We start from the raw sequence: 17,076 nt of genomic DNA, 5'->3' as shown, positions 1-17,076 counted from the left end.
GGCCAGCACCCGCGCCATTTCCCACCCCGTACGACCGTGGAGCCGACATGTACATTCCTGCCGATTACAACGAGCCCAACCCCGACGCGCTGCGCGAGCTGATCGTGCAGCATCCGTTCGGCAGCCTGATCACGCACGGCAAGAACGGGCTCGACGCGATCCATATTCCGTTCGTGCTGATGCCCGACGACGACGGCGGGCTCGGCGAACTGCACGCACACGTCGCGCGTGCGAATCCGGTCTGGCAGGACGTCGCGGACGGCGACGAGGTGCTCGCGATCTTCCGTGCCGGCGACGCATACATCTCGCCGGGCTGGTATCCGAGCAAGCAGGCGACGCACCGGGAGGTGCCGACGTGGAACTACCGGGTCGTGCATGCGCACGGCCGCATCACGGCGCGCGACGACGAGAAGTTCGTGCGCGGCGTGGTCGCGCGGCTGACGCGCACGCACGAAGCGTCGCAGCCGGTGCCGTGGAAAATGGGCGACGCGCCGCAGGACTTCATGGACGGGATGCTGCAATCGATTGTCGGGCTGCAGATCAAGATCACGCAGCTCATCGGCAAGCGCAAGCTCGGGCAGAACAAGCCCGAGGCCGATATTCGCGGCGCGGGCGAAGCGCTGGTCGCGAACGGCAATCTCGCGATCGGGAAGGCGATGCTGGCGGAAGCCGACTACAAGAACGAATAACTGGGCGGCCGCCAGATGAGGGCGGCCGTCGCTGAGATCAGATATGCAGTATGCGTACGCTCAGGAATGACAAAAGCCAATGTATTGAGACGGCGATTGCAAAATATCCGAAGATGACTTCCGGGCGACGGCGGCGAGCGAACAGGCCGAAACCCAATGCTGCAAAGATGGCGGGTGGTCCGAACACATGGATAAACAGCAAGAGAGTCGAATGAAGGGTGGGGGCGCATGCGTCAACACCACCACCGCATTCGCCAGGGTGAGGTGCACAAAATCGTGCAAAACTGGCGCATATGCGCGCGTCTATCGCCGCCCATACAACGACGCTGATAAAGCCAGAGATAGCGAAAGCGACTGCGGCGAGAAAGCGTCGCATCATTTGATTTCCCAAAAATGGATCTGTTTAGCGTTGCGGAGGTCGGACCAACCAAAATCTGTTCCAGGCAAGAACGCCTGAAAACCGAAGGCCCGGCCAAACGTTGCTACAACACCGGGTATGCTGCTGACGGTCAGTCGTGATCCGCTCCATAAATCTATATGGCCACCACTCGCGTTCTCGGCCGATTCGCCGCTGCGCGTCCAGTATCTTGAGAAGTGGATGATGCCGGTGCGGCCTTTGACCTTCGACTCCCAATCCTTCCCAGTAATGTTTTCGGCTTTAGGAAGACCTGCGAACGGCTGTAGCTGCAACCATGCACCCAGCTCATCAGCACGTGTTGCGGTGGGCTTCCCGTCAAGCAAGATACGGCCGATCGTCTTTGCGCCCGACATCGGTTTGACGTTCCTTGCATTGAACGACTTCATTCCGATACCGACACGGTGCAGAGTTACGCTAAGGCGAATGGCGCATTGATTGGCATACGTCGGATCGCGGTACGGATTGCCGGACGGGAAGTTATCCCAAAGCTCTTTGAAGGCGACTCCTGCTAATGGCACCTCTTTCTCAGAATCTTTCGTGTCGGTAGTCCGGATTTTCGTGGGCTCGGTGTGTGGCATCGGTTACTCCCCGTTTCGCTTTGACAGCGCGTCATCACCCCAGTAGACGGTGTAATCGCTTGCCTCGTTACCGGTATGGATGCGGGGAAGTTTTCCGCTTGAATCAAGACGCCCGAAATGCATACGACCGTCAGACGTTTCGATATAGTAGGGCAATCCTTCCGTTACCTCCTTGGTCGCCCTTACCCGCTCGTCGAAAGCGCCTTTCCTGATCGATGTGATTCCGCCTGTCAGCGTGCGGCTCGAAATGACTTCCCCGAGACCTTTTATCCCGTCATTGCACCAAGCTTCGCCGGCAAGCAATGCAACGATGTGCGGTGGAGTAGCGCAGTCGCACAGGACGACGTCGTTATCCAGCGCGACCTCTCCCCGAAGCTTGATCCGGTATGGGCCGCCGGCTTTTGCGATGGTGCCGACTTTTTGGCACACGGTACAGAATGCGTTACCCCCGATCAGGGCGGCTTGATGCCCGTGTACAAGAAACGGCGGGCCGTCGTATGCGTTAACCGTCCCACCGCTTGAAAGACTATCGCCCACGACTGCAATTCTTCTTTTCATTGATCGGCCCTCTCGGAAAGCCGTCATCGTAGCCGTGTCGCGCAATAGCGCATCTCGATATTGATAGGGTTCCTTGAACCACGCACGTTTAAAGCGGTAATTGTCAGGAGGAAACACACCCACTGCGACTCATGCATCCCAGGTGGGTGGGTTTGACGTTTCCGAATTAGTTTCCCCGCGGCTGCATACCGTCTATTGCTGTCGTGCTCGACCTTCTCCCGCCTGCGCAAGCGCCCCCCGAATCGCGGCCTCCGTCTTGTCGTACCCGCCTTCGCCATACCGCGTATAGACGATCTTGCCGTTCGCATCGATCAGGTATAGCGCGGGCCAGTACTGGTTGCCGTACGCGCGCCACGTGTCGTAGCGGTTGTCCTGCGCGACCGGATACCGGATGTCGAAGCGCCTGATCGCATCGGCCACGTTCTTCGCGTCGCGTTCGAACGGATATTCCGGCGTATGCACGCCGACCACGACGAGCCCCTGGTCGCGATACTTCCGATACCAGTCGTTCACGTACGGGATCGTATGAATGCAGTTGATGCACGAGTATGTCCAGAAATCGACGAGCACGACCTTGCCGCGCAACTGGTCGAGCGTCAGCGGCGGGCTGTTGTGCCAGCGGTCGATGCCGGTGAAACCGGGTGCCGTCGTGCCGGCCGGCGACGCCTGCACGCCCGCGTCGTCGCGGGTGCCGGCGAAGGCGGCGAGCCCGGCCGTGGCGGCGAGGGCGATGACGAGGGCGGCGGTCTTGAGTCGGGGCAGCATGGCGTTCTCCTGATCTTTGGGGGCCGCGGCGCGATGGCGGCGGCCGGGACGGGTTTCGACAGGCCCCATTAGGCGGCGCCGACGTATCTGCGATGTGTCCGGCCGGCCGCGCATGTGCAATGTTGTGTGTCGCTGCGGCGGCGCGATACATTGGGATACAAACGCGCGGCCGCCGTGCGGTATAAAAGCGGACATCGCCCGCCCGAACGAACCCGACACCGATACCGACAACGACTCATGGAAAAGATCGACCACGTGCTGATCGTCGACGACGATCGCGCGATCCGCGAACTGATCGCGGACTACCTGGAGAAGAACGGCATGCGCGTGTCGCTGGCCGCGAACGGCCGCGAGATGCGCAACGTGCTGGACGACGGCGCGCCCGACCTGATCGTGCTCGACCTGATGCTGCCCGGCGAGGACGGCCTGACGCTGTGCCGCGACCTGCGCGCCGGCAAGTTCCGCACGGTGCCGGTGCTGATGCTGACCGCACGCGGCGAGGAAACCGACCGCATCATCGGCCTCGAGATGGGCGCCGACGATTACCTGGCCAAGCCGTTCGCGGTGCGCGAGCTGCTCGCGCGGATCCGCTCGGTGCTGCGCCGCGCGCGCATGCTGCCGCCCGGCATGCAGGTGACGGAAACGGCCGCGCTGCTCGCGTTCGGCGAATGGCAGCTCGATACGACCGGGCGCCACCTGCTCGACGCCGACGGCACGCTGGTCGCGCTGAGCGGCGCCGAATACCGGCTGCTGCGCGTGTTCCTCGACAACCCGCAGCGCGTGCTGACGCGTGACCAGTTGCTCAACCTCACGCAAGGGCGCCAGTCCGACCCGTTCGACCGCTCGATCGACCTGCTCGTGAGCCGGCTGCGCCAGCGCCTGCGCGACGGCGCGCGCGAACCGCGCTACATCAAGACGCTGCGCAACGAGGGCTACGTGTTCTCGTCGGCCGTGACCGCCGTCGGCGGTACGCCATGAGCGCGCGCATGCCGTGGCGCTGGCCGCGCTCGCTGTTCGCGCGGCTCGCGCTGATCCTGTGCGTGGGCCTCGCGCTCGCGCAGACGCTGTCGTTCTGGCTCACCGTGACCGAGCGCGACCAGGCGACCACGAACCTGATGATGGGCTACATCGAGCGCGAGGTCGCGAGCTCGGTCGCGCTGCTCGACCATCTGCCGCCGGCCGAGCGCACCGCGTGGCTGCCGCGCCTTGCGCGGCGCAGCTATGCGTTCATCCTCGGGCCCGGCCAAACCGGCACGCCGCCGGAGGCGCGGCTGTCGGCGCGCGTCGAGCGCTCGATTTCGGACGGCATCGGCGGCGACTACCCGCTGACCGCGAATTCGATCCCCGGCGACCGCGAACATCTGCAGGTGCATCTGCGGCTGACCGACGGGTCGCCGCTGACGATCGACATCCACCCGATGTCGACGGTGCCGCTGTCGGGCTGGCTGCCGGCTGTGCTCGTGGTGCAGCTCGCGGTGCTGGCCGCGTGCTGCTGGCTCGCGGTGCGGCTCGCCACGCGGCCGCTCAAGCAGCTCGCGCAGGCCGCCGACGCGCTCGGCCCTGATCTGAAAGGCGAGCGGCTGAGCGAAGAGGGGCCGTCGGAAGTCGCGCGCGCCGCGCGGGCATTCAACGCGATGCAGGACCGCATCGCGCAGTACATGGCCGAGCGCATGCAGATCCTCGCGTCGATCTCGCACGATCTGCAGACGCCGATCACGCGGATGCGGCTGCGCGTCGACGTGATGGACGACGACACGCAGGGTGCCAAGCTGCGCCAGGACCTGCTGGAGATGGAGCATCTGGTGAAGGAGGGCGTCGCGTACGCGCGAACGCTGCACGGTACCGAGGAAGCCGCGCGCCGCATCGATCTCGACGCGCTGCTCGACAGCATCGTGTACGACTACACGGATGCCGGGCAGGACGTCGCGCTGCACAGCCGCGCGCCGCTCGCGCTCGTCACGCGGCCGAAGGCGCTGCGCCGCATCGTCGGCAACCTGGTCGACAACGCGCTGAAGTTCGCGGGCGCGGCCGAGATCGACGTGCAGGCGGCGCCGGACGGCGGCGCGGTGATCGCGGTGCTCGATCGCGGGCCCGGCATTCCGGACGATCAGCTCGACGCGGTGTTCGAGCCGTTCCGGCGCGTGGAGACCTCGCGCAATCGCGATACGGGCGGCACGGGGCTCGGCCTCGCGATCGCGCGGCAACTCGCGCTTGCGATGGGCGGCACGCTCACGCTGAACAACCGGCCCGACGGCGGCGGGCTCGAAGCGAGGCTGACGCTGAGAAATGCGGGATGACGCGATGCGGCGCGCGAGCGTCGCGGTTTCGGTCGCGGGCCGATGCGTGTGACGGGTGCGATATGTGCGACGTCGTACGCGTTGCGGATGCGCGTCAGCAGCGGCCGGTGCGCAGCGCGACGGTCCAGTCGTCGCGGCCGCGCGAAGCCGCGACGGCGGCGGCCGTGTGCCAGTCGTATTCGACCGCATGGAATTCGACGGTCCAGCCGGCCGCCGTGCGCGACACCATCGCGTAGCGCGCATGGGGCGAGCCGGTCTCGATCCGGTGCGGATGCGGCAGGTCGTCCGCGTACGCCTGCAGCCCGACGCTGCCCGGATTGACGATCAGCCGGCCGTCGTCGAGCTTCGCGGTACGCGGCACGTGCGTGTGGCCGCACAGGATCAGCGACGCCGCCGTGTCGCCCGCGCGCTGCGCGACCTCGTCGGGCGTGGCCGCGCGGCAGCCGTCGGGCGTGACCGTTTCGAGGAAATAGACGAGATCGCTGGCCGGCGTGCCGTGCACCATCAGCACGTCGCCGTCGAGCATCAGGCGTTCGGGCAGCGCGGCGATCCAGTCGAGCTGGTCGGCGCGCAGTGTGTCGTGCGCCCAGCGATCGGACAGCCGCATCGCATCGCGATCGTAGGTGAGCAACTGCCGTTCGTGATTGCCCTTGACGGTCGGCAGGCCGAGCGCGATCAGGCGGTCGGCCGTCTCGGCCGGATGGAGCGCGCCCGACACGATGTCGCCGAGATTGACGATCACGTCGGCGCCGCGGCGGCGGACGTCGTCGAGCACCGCGTCGAGCGCGGCGAGATTGCCGTGGATGTCGGACAGCGCGGCGATTTTCATGGCGGGGCGTCGATGAGGAGAGCGGCGATTGTCGCGCAATTCGGCGCGGGTCGTCCAATCGCGTCGCGTCGCGGCGTCGGCGCGCGAGGCCGCGGGCGGCGCGTCAGTCGGTCGCGAGCCGTGCGTACATCGCGAAATCGCCCGGCGTGCCGCGCACCATCTTGTAGGCGCGCAGCAGCCCTTCGTAGCGGTAGCCGCACTTCTGCAGCACGCGCGCGGAGCCCGCGTTGCCGATCAGCACGACGGCCTGCATGCGAATGAAGCCGCCGTGCGCGAACGCCCATGCGGTGACGGCTTCGCATACCGCGCTCGCGATGCCGCGCCCCCAGTGCGACGGCGCGAGGTCGTACGCGATCTCCGCCGAGCGGTTCACGGTGGACACCGTATGCAGCCCGATCGTCCCGGCGAGCGCGTCCGACGCCGTGTCGACGATCGCGAGACGCCGGACCGAATCCGGATCGGCCGATTCGATGTCGTCGAACAGCGGCAGCAGATCGTCGGGCGAGCGCAGGTTCCAGCTCGTGTGGCGGACGACGTCGGGATTCGACAGATACGCGTACCACGCGTCGAGGTCCGCGCGTTCGAGTTGCCGGAGCGACAGGCCGGGGAATCCGGAGCGGGGCGGTGCGGCGATTCTCATCGAACCGGGCGCCTACGCGGCATGGCGTCGGTACAGCGCCAGCGACCCGGCGAGCGCGACGAGCATCGCGCCGCACGTGCGTTCGAGCCACAGCGCGCCCGAGCGCTTCAGCAGCCGCACCGCGCGTGCGCCGAGCAGCGCGTAGCCGAACATCACGACGCCGTCGAGCAGCGCGAACGTGACCGCGAGCGCGACGTATTGCGGCGCGAGCGGCGCCTGCGGATCGAGGAACTGCGGCAGGAACGCGGAGAAGAACAGATAGCCCTTCGGGTTCGTCACCGCGGTCAGGAAGCTTTTCGCGAAGATCGACGCGTGGTGTCCGGAGGCCGTGCCGCCTTGCGCGGCCGCGACGTCGAGCGATCCCTTCGACATCAGCAGCCGGATGCCGACATAGGCGAGGTAGGCGGCGCCGAGCCATTTCACGACCGAGAACCAGAACGCCGACGCCATCAGCAGCGCGCCGAGGCCGAGCGCGACCGCGACGATCAGCACGAAGTCCGACAGCATCGCGCCCGCGAAACCGTAGGCCGCGCGGCGCACGCCGTAGCGCGAGCCGTTGGTCAGCGCGAGTAGCACGGTCGGGCCGGGTGTCGCGATGCCGACGAACGCGACGGCAGCGAAGATCAGCAGGGTCGTTTCATGCATGAAGAAGCTCCCGGTGGAAGGCGCGCAGCCGATTTTCGTCCGCGTCGCCCCGCGCTGTACAGGCGCGACGGCCGCACGCCCGGCCGCGCATCCGACTATCTCAATTTTGACAAGAAACTGTTGTCATTATTCCGCTTTGGAACGGAACCGGTTCCAACTACCATACCGGCCGCAGCGGGCATGCCCGCCGCTTCGTCGCGCGCGAACGTCACCGGCCTCGCACCGCCGGCGGATGTCGGCGCCCGCGCGCTACTCGCCATAGCCAGAACAACGGGTTCACCGCCCGGAGACATGAAACCATGAACAAGCAACTGATCGCAGCCCCGCTGCTGCTCTCGCTCGCGGGTATCGCCGCCGCGCAAAGCTCCGTCACGCTGTACGGCATCGTCGATGCGGGCGTGACCTATCGCAGCAACGAACGCGTCGGCTCCGCGGGCGCATACACCGGGCATTCGAGCGTCGGGCTCACGACCGGCAACCTGTCCGGCAGCCGCTGGGGCATCAAGGGTTCCGAGGATCTCGGCGGCGGGATGCGCGCGCTGTTCGTCCTCGAGAACGGCTTCGACATCACCAACGGCACGTCGGGTCAGGGCGGCCGCCAGTTCGGCCGGCAGGCGTTCGTCGGCGTCGGCAGCGACCGCTACGGCACGATCACGCTCGGCCGCCAGTACACGTCGCTCGACGATTTCGTGAGCCCGGTCGGCCCGTCGTCGTTCATCGGCGGCTTCGGCGCGCACCCGGGCGACATCGACGATCTCGACCAGACCGCGCGCGTCGACAGCGCGATCAAGTACACGAGCGCGAACTACTCGGGCTTCACGTTCGGCGCGCTGTACGGCTTCGGCGGCCAGCCGGGCAGCATGAAGCAGCGCAACACGTGGAGCGTCGGCGCCGCGTACGCGGCCGGCCCGCTGCGCGTGGGCGTCGGCTACGAGCGCTCGGACAACAGCAAGACGGGCGCGACCGATCCGACGGCGGGCAAGTGGCAGAGCACCGACGACGGCCTGTTCAATTCGTCGATCAACGAAGGCTACGCGAGCGCGCAGTCGCAGCAGGTGATCGCGACGGGCGCGACGTACGACTTCGGCCCGGCCGTCGTCGGCGTGAACTACAGCAACGTGCAGTACCGCGGCGGCGCGCAGTCGCTGTTCAGCGGCCACGCGACCTTCAACGTCGCGGGCGTGTTCACGCGCTGGAACGTGCAGCCGCAGACGCAGCTGTTCGCCGGCTACAGCTACACGCGCGGCAGCGACGTCGACGGCATCGACAATCGCGCGCAGTATCACAACGTCACGCTCGGCGCCGTCTACGACCTGTCGAAGCGCACCAGCGTGTACCTGCTCGGCGCGTATCAGCATGCGTCCGGCACGACGCTCGACGCGCTCGGCCGGCCGGTGGCCGCGACCGCGTCGGTGTCGGACAAGGCGAACGGCCATTCGTCCGATTCGCGGTCGCAGGCAATCGTGAGCCTGGGGCTGCGCCAGAAGTTCTGACGCAGCGATCGTTGCGCATGCAACGGGGCCCGCTGCCGCTACGCTGCGGGCTCCGTCGTGTGCAGGCTCCTGTACTGTCGCCTCCCTTTTCGAGGAGACGACATAACCCGAACGTTTTCCGCGCGCTGCCTGTGCGGCGCCGTGACCGTCACGCTGTGCGGCGAGCCGGCGGCGCGTGCGAATTGCCATTGCGCGACCTGCCGCGATTTCTATGGCACGCCGATGCTGTCCGCAACCGCATGGCCGCCGGAGCAGGTGACGATCGACGGCGGCCACGCGACGTTCCCGCATCCGTCGAAGTCGATGTCGCGCGCGTGGTGCGCGTCGTGCGGCGAGATCGTGTTCGGGACGAACCGGCTCGGCATGCGCGTCGTGCCGAACAGCCTGACTGCGCGTGCGCATGGCGGGCAATTGCTCGGCGACCTGCAGCCGACGATGCACCTGTTCTACCGGCAACGCGTGATCGACGTCGTCGATGCCCTGCCGAAATACGTCGACGGCTGGGACGGCCCGACGTTCGACCCGACGAACTGAACGATCGGCGCCGCGCGCGGTACGGCCGGCGCGCATTTTTCCGCCGCATTCTCCTTTCCCTCCCGCTTTCCCCGCCGTGCGCGAAATCGCAAAAACAGCGGATCGCGCCGGATTAATATTTTTTCTCTTTCATTTAAATTTCGATTTGTAATAATCGAAACGGCTTCCGGCGAATGAAAAGGAATGCAGTCATGTCAGAAAAAATGACGTGCTTGCATTCGACGACCCGGAAGAAAATGCCGGGAAATGCGCCGAAACCGCACGGCTGGCAGGCCGTCGGGATGCGGGTTCGCAGATTTTGCGATCGTTGACGAAAAAGCGCCGGACGGCAAAAGGCGCGGAGTGAATAATTCGGGGTAACGGCGAATGCGCATTGCCGGAATCACCAATATTTCATGCGCCGCGATTTACAGTGTCGACCATTGTTCGTCTGGGAGCATTATTCATGTCAATGAAACAAATTCGCGCGGCATTGCTGGGAATGTGCATGGCGATGCTGGCGCCGGCAAGCCATGCGCAGGCGCAATACACGACCGACTGGCTCGCGAACACGTACGGCACGCTGGCCTCGCACGTCGGCAACGGCGCGCGTTCGATGTGGGTTGCGCCCGAAGGCGTGATCTACACGGCGTCGCGCTGGGACGAGAACGCGGGCGGCGTCGCGATCTACCAGAACGGCCAGCCGCTCGGCACGATCGGCATCCACGACGAATTCCAGGGCGGCGCGATCACCGGCAATTCGACGTCGCTGTTCGTCGCGCTCGGCTACAACCGCACGTTCGGCAGCGGCTCGGTGGGCCGCTACAACCGGAGCACGAACCAGCGCGACCTGCGCATTCCGGTCAGCACGTGGACGGGCATCCAGTATGCGGACGTGATCACGGGCCTCGCGACGGGCGGCAACCTGCTGTACGTAAGCGACTTCTACGGCAACCGCGTACGCGTCTATACGACCGACGGCGTATGGCAGCGCGACATCGGCGTGCAGGGCCCCGGCGCGCTGGCGCTCGACGCGGCCGGCAACCTGTGGGTCGCGCGCAAGAGCGCGGGCGTCGTCGCGCAATTCAGCGCGACCGGCGCGGCGATGAACACGCTGCAGATGGCGGCCGGCGCGCGGCCGGCGTCGCTGTACTTCGATGCGTCGATGGGCAGGCTGATGGTGGGCGACGAAGGGCCCGACATGAACATCAAGGTGTATGGCGGGCTGCCCGGGCTACCGGTGCAGATCGGCACGTTCGGCGTGCAGGGCGGCTATCTCGACACGACGACGGGCATCAAGGGGCAGGTGGGCGACAAGCGCTTCACGCGCGTCGCGGCGCTCGGCAAGGATGCCGCCGGCAACCTGTACGTGCTGAACAACGCATGGGGCGGCGGCTGGGATCTCGGCCGCAACGGCAGTACCGATCTGCATTCGTACAGCCCGATCGGCACGCTGCAATGGAAGCTGCAGGCGCTGAACTTCGAGGGCATCGCCGCGCCCGACCCCGCGACCGACGGCACGTTGTTCTTCAGCGGCAACAACGTCTATACGGGCACCGCGGGCGGCACGTTCGTCGCGAACACGGTCGATCCGTTCAGCTATCCGAAGGACCCGCGCCTCGACATGAACGACTATCAGCGCGGCCAGCACTTCGGCCAGCTCGTGACGGTCGGCGGCAACCGGATCCTCGTCGCGTCGGGCCAGAACCCGGGCAACTTCAACTTCTATTACTTCAACCCCGCGAGCGGCTATATCGCGATTCCGGCCGGCTCGTTGCCCGGCAAGCCGTTCAACACGACGCTGCAGGTGACGGCCGGTTTCGACATCGACGGCAACGGCGACGTGTGGGCCGGACTGAACGGCTCCAACGTGATCACGCGCTACCCGATGACGGGCTTCGACGCGACCGGCAAGCCGTCATGGGGCAAGCCGGTGACGACGGCCGTGCCGAGCAGCGTGGCGCCCGTGACGCGCATCATCTACCAGGCCGACAGCGATACGATGATCCTCGCGCAGGGCCTTGCGGGCAACTGGGACTGGACCGCGATGAACGGGCACATCGAGGTCTATCGCGGCTGGAAGAACGGCAACACGAGCACGCCGAACCCGGTGATCAACCTGACGAGCGCGAACCCCAAGTCGATCGCGGCGGCCGGCCACTACCTGTTCGTCGGCTATGTGCACACGGTGCCGAACATCGACGTATTCGACCTGAACACCGGCGCGCTCGTCACGACGCTGACGAACTCGAACGCGGCGGCGATGGACGTCGGCAACGACGTCGATTCGATGTACGGCGTGCGCGCGTATCTGCGCTCGACCGGCGAATACGTGATCACGAAGGACAACTACAACGGCTCGAGCATCGTCGTGTATCGCTGGCGCCCGTGAGCGCGCCGCAGCGTCAGAACGATACCGTCGTGGTCAGCGTGACGAGCCGCGGCTCGCCGACCGCGACGATCAGGTTGCTGTTGCTCGACGGATAGTAGTTCTTGTCGAGCAGGTTCTTCACGTTGAGCTGGAAGCGGGTCGGGAATTTGCCGATCGTCGTTTCGTACGCTGCGAACGCGTCGACGGTCACGTAGCCGGGCAGCGTGAAGCTGTTCGCCGTGTCGCCCGAGCGCGCGCCGACGAGCCGCGCTCCGCCGCCGAAGCGCCAGCGCCCGGGCAGGTTCGCGATGGCCGTGTCGTAGACCGCGAACAGGCTGCCCGTGTGGCGCGCGACGTTGACGAGCGGCGTATTGCTGTCGCGATCGTTCGCGTTCGTATACGCATAGCTGCCGATCACGCTCAGGTGGCGCGTGATTTGCCCGGCGACGTCGAGTTCGATTCCGCGCGAGCGCGCGGTGCCGATCGTCGACGTGATGTCGCCGACCGTGACCGCGACGTTGCGCTTGTCGATCTGGTACACGGCGAGCGTGCCCGTGATCGCGGGCTTCAGGCTGAATTTCAGCCCGGCCTCGAGCACGCGGCCGTATTCCGGCGCGAGCGGCGCCGCGACGTTCGACGCGACGTTCGGCTTGAACGAGCGGCTCACGTTCGCGTAGGCGGTCAGCGCCGGCGTGAGCGCATACGCGAGCCCGAACTGCGGCAGCCAGACGCTGCCGCGCGAGCGGTCGGCGAACACGAACGGCCGGCCCATCCCCGATTCCTGCTGCCAGTTTTCCCAGCGCAGCCCGCCTACCGCGGTGAGGCGCTCGGTGATCTTCACCGAGTCCTGCACGATCGTCGAATACGCATGCACGACCGAGCGCGAATCGCTTTGTTTCGTATTGGGTACGCCGCCGGGTGCGAGCAGGCCGTACACGGGATCGTAGAGATCGAAGCCCGTCGTCGCCTTGCCGCGGATCGTGTCGCCGCGGAAGCTGCGCTGCCGTTCGTATTCGCCGCCGACGTAGATCGCGTGGTGCATGCCCGCGAGCGTCCCGTTGCCGAGCAGGCCGAGCGTCGCGATCTGGTCGGAATCGTTGCGTCCGAGGTTCGCATCGGACGAGCGCGTCAGCGCGCCGGTCCTGCTGTTGAACGCGGTGGCGCGCGTGAGGAACTGGTCGTAACGGTCGCGGCCCCAGCCGTAGGTCGCGCGCACGCGCCATGCATCGGAGAAGCGGTGCTCGATGCGCGTACGCATCGTTTCCTGGATGCCGCTGCTTTGCGACCACGCCTCCTCGTAGCGGCGATAGCGCAGCGCATCGTCGAGCTGGCCGTTCACGAGCACGGTGCCGCGGTCGAACGGCGTCGTGTAGTCGACGTACTGGTAGCTGACGTCGATCGACGTGTTCGCGTCGTGCCACGACAGCGCGGGCGCGATCAGCGCATTGCGTTCGCGGCCGAAGCTGCGCCAGTAGCGGCTCGTGTCGTATTCGCCGGTCAGCCGGAATGCGAGCGTGCCGCCCGCGACTTGCCCCGGCTTGCCGAGCGGCCCCGTGAGATCGAACTGCGCGTTGCTGCCGCCGTGGTTCGTGCGCGACGCGGAGATCGAGCCGCCGAACGTGTCTTCCGGCTTGCGCGTGACGAGGTTGATCACGCCACCCGGATCCTGCATCCCGTACAGCAGCGAAGCGGGGCCCTTCAGCACTTCGACGCGATCGATCGTCGCGAGATAGCTGTGCAGCACCGGCGTGCGCACGCCGTCGACGAGCACCGAGCCGTCGTTGTTCGATCCGAAGCCGCGCTTGATGAACGCGTCGCGCGTGCCGCCGAGCGTGTTCGTCTGCGTGACGCCGCTGATGTTGCCGAGCACGTCGTCGAGCGAGCGCGCCTGCTGATCCTGCATCACGCTGCTGCTGACCACCGCGACCGATTGCGGGATCTCCTTGAGCGCACGGTCGTCGCCGCCCGCGATGCTCGTCGTGCGCGGCTGATAGCCGATCGTCGGATCGACGACTGACGACGCGTTGACGCTGATCGCCGGGAGTTCGGCGGCCGGCGCGGCGGCGGGTGCGGACGCAGCGGGTTCGGCGCCGGCCGCTTGTGCGCCGCTTGCGGCGCACAGGGTGAGCAGGACCGGCAGGCGTGTGCGCCACGGACGCAGGGTCCGGGCACGGCGGGGCGTTCGGCGGAGTGGCATGAATCGATGCAGGAAGAGGAATGCTGAGGATCGCGTTGCGGGCCGCGGCCCGCGGCGTCGCGGCCAGGACGCGCATGATATATGTAATGAGAATCGTTTGCAATTGTTGGGATGACTGGACAGCGCTTGCCGCTCGATTGCTGGCCTGCCGGCAGTCTGCTACCGTAGCGGCCAAAATCACACGCAGTGAAATTCAACGAGAGAGCCGGGGGCCGCACCATGTCATCTTCCTGTCACGTCGCGTTCAGCGCGGCGCCATGCACGGCGCACGACCACGCGGGCGACGAAGCGATCGCAGCCGTGTACCGCCATCCGAACGATTCAAGCAACGGAAGCGAATTCAACCGGCGCCACGCCGGGCTTCGATCACTTCAACCACCACGCTGGACGGGAGACCACCCATGAAGAAGATTTCCGCGCCGTTCATGACGGCCGCGCTTGCGGCCTGCGCGCTGCTGTCGTGCGTTCACCAGGCCGCCTGTGCGGCGTCGAACGCCGAACCCGCGATCGACGTGCATTACGGCGCCGTGATCGAGGCCTATACGCAGGACATGGCTGCCGCGAAGACGAAGTACGACGGCAAGCGCCTCACGTTCGTCGGCGCCGTGATCCGGATGGGCAGCGATCCGGACGGCACGTATTTCGGTGCGCTGACGGCCGATGGCGAGCAGTTCGACACGCATTTCGATGTGGCCGACCAGGGCGCGCTGAAGCCGAAATTTCCCGGCGGCGAGATCAAGCCGTTCGTCACGTCCGCGGCGTTCCGGTTCAGCTGTGTGAACGAAGGCTATATCGACGCGCCGGTGCTGCCGGGGTTGAAACTGTCGCATTGCCGGCTCGCCGATTGAGCTGAGCGACAGGCGCACGCCGGCGTGCGATGGTCAAGCGGGTTCGGGTTGCAGCGCCATTGATCGGTCGGGAATTCAGGTGTATTGATCGATGGCCGGCCGGAAAGCGCCATGGATCGTTCCAGTATTGTGGTCGGCCGCCGCGTGTCGGGCGGTCGATCTACCGATCTACAGGTCTACAGATCGAGTACCAGCAGCTCGGTTCGCGATCGCGAGCAGCACGGCATGAACTGGTCGCCGGCCGCCTTTTCGTCGTCGGTCAGATACGCATCGCGATGATCGGGCTCGCCTTCGAGCACGCGGGTCAAGCAGGTGCCGCACACGCCTTGCTCGCACGACGTCAGCACGTCGACGCCGTTCGCCGCCAGCGCCGCAATCACCGTGCATCCGACCGGCACGTCGATCACCTTGCCGCTGCTCGCGATCCGCACCTGGAATGCGCGATCCGCGCCAGATGGCGCGACCGCGCCGCCGAAGAACTCGTAATGCAGCCGCGCTTCGCCCCAGCCGCGCTCGCGTGCCGCGTTCAGCACCGCATCCATGAAGCCGCGCGGGCCGCATACGTACAGATGCGTGCCGTCGGGCGCGCCGGCGAGCACGGCAGCCAGATCGAAACGTTGCGCGGGATCGCCGTCGTCGACGTGCAAGCGCGCGCGATCGCGAAACCCGGCCGCATTGATCCGCTCGACGAAGGCCATGCGATCGGCCGAACGCGCGCAGTAATGCATGTCGAACGGCATGCCGGACGAGAACAGCCGTTCCGCCATGCTGAGAATCGGCGTGACGCCGATCCCGCCGGCGAGCAACAGATGGTGCGGCGCGTCGGCGGCGAGCGGGAATTGATTGCGCGGCGTGCCGATCCGCACGGTATCGCCTTGCCGGACTTCGTCGTGAATCGCCCGCGATCCTCCTCGACCTTCGGCCTCGCGCAGCACCGCGATCTGGTAACGATCGCGTTGCTCCGGGTGGTTGCACAGCGAATACTGGCGCACGAGCCCGCCCGGCAGATGCACGTCGATATGGGCGCCGGCGTCGAAGCGCGGCAATGGCGAGCCGTCGTCGCTGACCAGTTCGAAGCCGCAGATGTCGCGCGCTTCCTGCCACCTGCGGGCCACCCGGACCGTCAATGTCGCGCCGCTCATGACGCCTCCTTGACGTGCGCGACCGGAATCACGGGCCGCTGCGGGCTCGCCGCGTTTTCGGCGGCGAGCAGCCGGTCGATCACCTTGCGCGACAGCACGCCGCCGGCATCGATGTTGAGCTTGAGGAGCGTGCGCTCGGGCCACTGCTCGAGATTGCGCTGCTGTCGCTCGAGCATCTCGAGATCTTCCGCGAAAATCTTGCCCTGGCCTTCGCGGATCTCGGCGGTCAGCGCGTGATCGTCGGGCCGGAAGTTGCGCGCCATCCCCCAGAAGTACCAGATCGACGTGTCCGTCTCGGGCGTGATGAAGTCGACCACGATCGACGACGCCTTCTTGTCCGCCGGCGCGTCGTAGCCGCCGTGGCCCGCATGCGCGACGCCCACTTCGATCATCACGTGGCTCGGCGGCGTGAAGCGGCAGATCTGCCAGCGGTCGACCGGCACGTCGTCGGCGAGCCCGTTGCCGCGCAGCGCCATCCGCCAGAACGGCGGCGGCATCACGTTCTCCATGAAGCGGCTCGTGACGACTTCGTCGCCGTGACCGGTCGTCTTCGGCGGCGCTTCGTCGATTTCCTTCTGGCCGATGCTCGTCGCATGCACGTAGGTCTCGTGCGTGAGATCCATCAGGTTGTCGATCATCAGCCGGTAGTCGCAGCGAATGTGATACAGGCCGCCGCCGTGCGCCCAGGCCGGATCCTCGGCCCACGCCAGCGCGGGCAGTTTGGCGGGATCGGCTTCGGACGCGTCCCCCGGCCAGACCCACACGAAGCCGTACCGCTCGACCGCCGGGAAGCTGCGAATCGGCGGGAAACCGCCGACGCGCTGGCCCGGCATGCCGGTCGTCTTGCCGTTGCAGCCCATTTCCAGCCCGTGATAGCCGCATACGAGCACGCCGTCGCGCACGAATCCCAGCGACAGCGGTGCGCCGCGATGCGGGCAGAAATCCTCGAGCGCGGCGATCTGGCCGTCCGCCGCGCGGTAGAACACCATCGACTCGTTGCAGATCTTGCGGCCCAGCGGCTTGCCGTCGATCTCGTCAGGCGTGCACGCCACGTACCACGCGTTCTTGAGAAACATGATCTTTGTCTCCTTCG

The 17,076-nt window shown here is 66.4% G+C and carries 18 protein-coding genes; 8 read left to right on the top strand and 10 right to left on the bottom strand.

What is annotated here, in order from left to right; translation table 11 throughout:
* Positions 1 to 47: 47 nt before the first annotated feature.
* Entirely contained in the window at positions 48 to 689 is a 642-nt protein-coding gene (locus WT97_RS07345; protein WP_060353235.1) for an FMN-binding negative transcriptional regulator, read from the top strand.
* A 37-nt stretch (positions 690 to 726) separates the two neighbouring features.
* Here WT97_RS07345 and WT97_RS32355 read toward each other — a convergent pair whose 3' ends face one another.
* The 4 genes from WT97_RS32355 to WT97_RS07340 all read right to left on the bottom strand — a co-directional run bounded on the left by WT97_RS32355 (position 727) and on the right by WT97_RS07340 (position 3,008).
* On the bottom strand, positions 727 to 1,068 hold the full coding sequence (locus WT97_RS32355; RefSeq protein WP_257128466.1) for a hypothetical protein: 342 nt from the start codon (positions 1,066 to 1,068) through the stop codon (positions 727 to 729).
* The gene (locus tag WT97_RS32350; RefSeq protein WP_082741753.1) at positions 1,065 to 1,685 is read right to left on the bottom strand and encodes a type VI secretion system amidase effector protein Tae4; all 621 of its coding nucleotides are present in this window, start codon (positions 1,683 to 1,685) and stop codon (positions 1,065 to 1,067) included. Before WT97_RS32350 ends, WT97_RS32355 begins: the two co-directional genes overlap by 4 nt.
* 3 nt (positions 1,686 to 1,688) lie before the next feature.
* On the bottom strand, positions 1,689 to 2,366 hold the full coding sequence (locus WT97_RS32345) for a PAAR domain-containing protein (RefSeq protein ID WP_373558377.1): 678 nt from the start codon (positions 2,364 to 2,366) through the stop codon (positions 1,689 to 1,691).
* Between the two features lie 69 nt (positions 2,367 to 2,435).
* A complete protein-coding gene (locus tag WT97_RS07340; protein WP_060353234.1) occupies positions 2,436 to 3,008 on the bottom strand; it encodes a thioredoxin family protein in 573 nt (190 codons plus the stop codon).
* Positions 3,009 to 3,245: 237 nt separating this feature from the next.
* Here WT97_RS07340 and WT97_RS07335 point away from each other — a divergent pair, with 237 nt between their 5' ends.
* On the top strand, positions 3,246 to 3,986 hold the full coding sequence (locus tag WT97_RS07335; RefSeq protein ID WP_059500555.1) for a response regulator: 741 nt from the start codon (positions 3,246 to 3,248) through the stop codon (positions 3,984 to 3,986).
* A complete protein-coding gene (locus tag WT97_RS07330; protein ID WP_060034606.1) occupies positions 3,983 to 5,305 on the top strand; it encodes an ATP-binding protein in 1,323 nt (440 codons plus the stop codon). Before WT97_RS07335 ends, WT97_RS07330 begins: the two co-directional genes overlap by 4 nt.
* Positions 5,306 to 5,399: 94 nt before the next feature.
* Here WT97_RS07330 and WT97_RS07325 read toward each other — a convergent pair whose 3' ends face one another.
* From WT97_RS07325 to WT97_RS07315, 3 genes are all read right to left on the bottom strand, one after another.
* The gene (locus tag WT97_RS07325) at positions 5,400 to 6,134 is read right to left on the bottom strand and encodes a metallophosphoesterase (protein WP_059500557.1); all 735 of its coding nucleotides are present in this window, start codon (positions 6,132 to 6,134) and stop codon (positions 5,400 to 5,402) included.
* 103 nt (positions 6,135 to 6,237) lie between these two features.
* Positions 6,238 to 6,774, bottom strand: a complete 537-nt coding sequence (locus WT97_RS07320; protein WP_060353233.1) for a GNAT family N-acetyltransferase — start codon at positions 6,772 to 6,774, stop codon at positions 6,238 to 6,240.
* Between the two features lie 12 nt (positions 6,775 to 6,786).
* A complete protein-coding gene (locus WT97_RS07315) occupies positions 6,787 to 7,419 on the bottom strand; it encodes a LysE family translocator (RefSeq protein ID WP_059789259.1) in 633 nt (210 codons plus the stop codon).
* A gap of 299 nt (positions 7,420 to 7,718) precedes the next feature.
* Here WT97_RS07315 and WT97_RS07310 point away from each other — a divergent pair, with 299 nt between their 5' ends.
* The 4 genes from WT97_RS07310 (at position 7,719) to WT97_RS07300 (ending at position 11,817) form a co-directional block, all read left to right on the top strand.
* A complete protein-coding gene (locus tag WT97_RS07310) occupies positions 7,719 to 8,912 on the top strand; it encodes a porin (RefSeq protein ID WP_059500560.1) in 1,194 nt (397 codons plus the stop codon).
* A gap of 102 nt (positions 8,913 to 9,014) precedes the next feature.
* Positions 9,015 to 9,446 carry a GFA family protein gene (locus WT97_RS07305; protein WP_060353256.1) on the top strand — a complete coding sequence of 144 codons (432 nt, stop codon included), beginning with the start codon at positions 9,015 to 9,017 and terminating at the stop codon, positions 9,444 to 9,446.
* A 208-nt stretch (positions 9,447 to 9,654) separates the two neighbouring features.
* The gene (locus WT97_RS34515) at positions 9,655 to 9,792 is read left to right on the top strand and encodes a hypothetical protein (protein WP_179949756.1); all 138 of its coding nucleotides are present in this window, start codon (positions 9,655 to 9,657) and stop codon (positions 9,790 to 9,792) included.
* Between the two features lie 99 nt (positions 9,793 to 9,891).
* Positions 9,892 to 11,817 carry a hypothetical protein gene (locus tag WT97_RS07300; RefSeq protein WP_059500562.1) on the top strand — a complete coding sequence of 642 codons (1,926 nt, stop codon included), beginning with the start codon at positions 9,892 to 9,894 and terminating at the stop codon, positions 11,815 to 11,817.
* Between the two features lie 13 nt (positions 11,818 to 11,830).
* Here the strand turns inward: WT97_RS07300 and WT97_RS07295 are convergent, their stop codons facing one another.
* Positions 11,831 to 13,993 carry a TonB-dependent siderophore receptor gene (locus WT97_RS07295; protein WP_060353232.1) on the bottom strand — a complete coding sequence of 721 codons (2,163 nt, stop codon included), beginning with the start codon at positions 13,991 to 13,993 and terminating at the stop codon, positions 11,831 to 11,833.
* A 401-nt stretch (positions 13,994 to 14,394) separates the two neighbouring features.
* Between WT97_RS07295 and WT97_RS07290 the strand changes: the two genes are divergently transcribed.
* Positions 14,395 to 14,841: a hypothetical protein gene (locus WT97_RS07290; RefSeq protein WP_059500564.1), complete on the top strand. Its 447-nt coding sequence runs from the start codon at positions 14,395 to 14,397 to the stop codon at positions 14,839 to 14,841.
* A gap of 176 nt (positions 14,842 to 15,017) precedes the next feature.
* Here the strand turns inward: WT97_RS07290 and WT97_RS07285 are convergent, their stop codons facing one another.
* Both WT97_RS07285 and WT97_RS07280 read right to left on the bottom strand, forming a co-directional pair.
* A complete protein-coding gene (locus WT97_RS07285; RefSeq protein ID WP_060353231.1) occupies positions 15,018 to 15,983 on the bottom strand; it encodes a PDR/VanB family oxidoreductase in 966 nt (321 codons plus the stop codon).
* On the bottom strand, positions 15,980 to 17,059 hold the full coding sequence (locus tag WT97_RS07280) for an aromatic ring-hydroxylating dioxygenase subunit alpha (RefSeq protein WP_060353230.1): 1,080 nt from the start codon (positions 17,057 to 17,059) through the stop codon (positions 15,980 to 15,982). The genes WT97_RS07285 and WT97_RS07280 overlap by 4 nt, the downstream gene beginning before the upstream one ends.
* Positions 17,060 to 17,076 lie beyond the last annotated feature (17 nt).

It is taken from the genome of Burkholderia sp. MSMB1459WGS, assembly GCF_001534535.1.
Classification (GTDB): Bacteria; Pseudomonadota; Gammaproteobacteria; order Burkholderiales; family Burkholderiaceae; genus Burkholderia.
The sequence above is the reverse complement of the archived record's forward strand: the minus strand, read 5'-3'. Positions and strand labels throughout refer to the sequence as shown.

Coding starts and splice junctions, on each gene's coding strand:
- WT97_RS32350 (WP_082741753.1), bottom strand. CDS start 1,685: ATGCCACACACCGAGCCCACGAAAATCCGGACTACCGACACGAAAGAT.
- WT97_RS07285 (WP_060353231.1), bottom strand. CDS start 15,983: ATGAGCGGCGCGACATTGACGGTCCGGGTGGCCCGCAGGTGGCAGGAA.
- WT97_RS07315 (WP_059789259.1), bottom strand. CDS start 7,419: ATGCATGAAACGACCCTGCTGATCTTCGCTGCCGTCGCGTTCGTCGGC.
- WT97_RS07325 (WP_059500557.1), bottom strand. CDS start 6,134: ATGAAAATCGCCGCGCTGTCCGACATCCACGGCAATCTCGCCGCGCTC.
- WT97_RS07330 (WP_060034606.1), top strand. CDS start 3,983: ATGAGCGCGCGCATGCCGTGGCGCTGGCCGCGCTCGCTGTTCGCGCGG.
- WT97_RS07320 (WP_060353233.1), bottom strand. CDS start 6,774: ATGAGAATCGCCGCACCGCCCCGCTCCGGATTCCCCGGCCTGTCGCTC.
- WT97_RS32355 (WP_257128466.1), bottom strand. CDS start 1,068: ATGATGCGACGCTTTCTCGCCGCAGTCGCTTTCGCTATCTCTGGCTTT.
- WT97_RS07340 (WP_060353234.1), bottom strand. CDS start 3,008: ATGCTGCCCCGACTCAAGACCGCCGCCCTCGTCATCGCCCTCGCCGCC.
- WT97_RS07345 (WP_060353235.1), top strand. CDS start 48: ATGTACATTCCTGCCGATTACAACGAGCCCAACCCCGACGCGCTGCGC.
- WT97_RS07300 (WP_059500562.1), top strand. CDS start 9,892: ATGTCAATGAAACAAATTCGCGCGGCATTGCTGGGAATGTGCATGGCG.
- WT97_RS07310 (WP_059500560.1), top strand. CDS start 7,719: ATGAACAAGCAACTGATCGCAGCCCCGCTGCTGCTCTCGCTCGCGGGT.
- WT97_RS07290 (WP_059500564.1), top strand. CDS start 14,395: ATGAAGAAGATTTCCGCGCCGTTCATGACGGCCGCGCTTGCGGCCTGC.
- WT97_RS07335 (WP_059500555.1), top strand. CDS start 3,246: ATGGAAAAGATCGACCACGTGCTGATCGTCGACGACGATCGCGCGATC.
- WT97_RS07295 (WP_060353232.1), bottom strand. CDS start 13,993: ATGCCACTCCGCCGAACGCCCCGCCGTGCCCGGACCCTGCGTCCGTGG.
- WT97_RS07280 (WP_060353230.1), bottom strand. CDS start 17,059: ATGTTTCTCAAGAACGCGTGGTACGTGGCGTGCACGCCTGACGAGATC.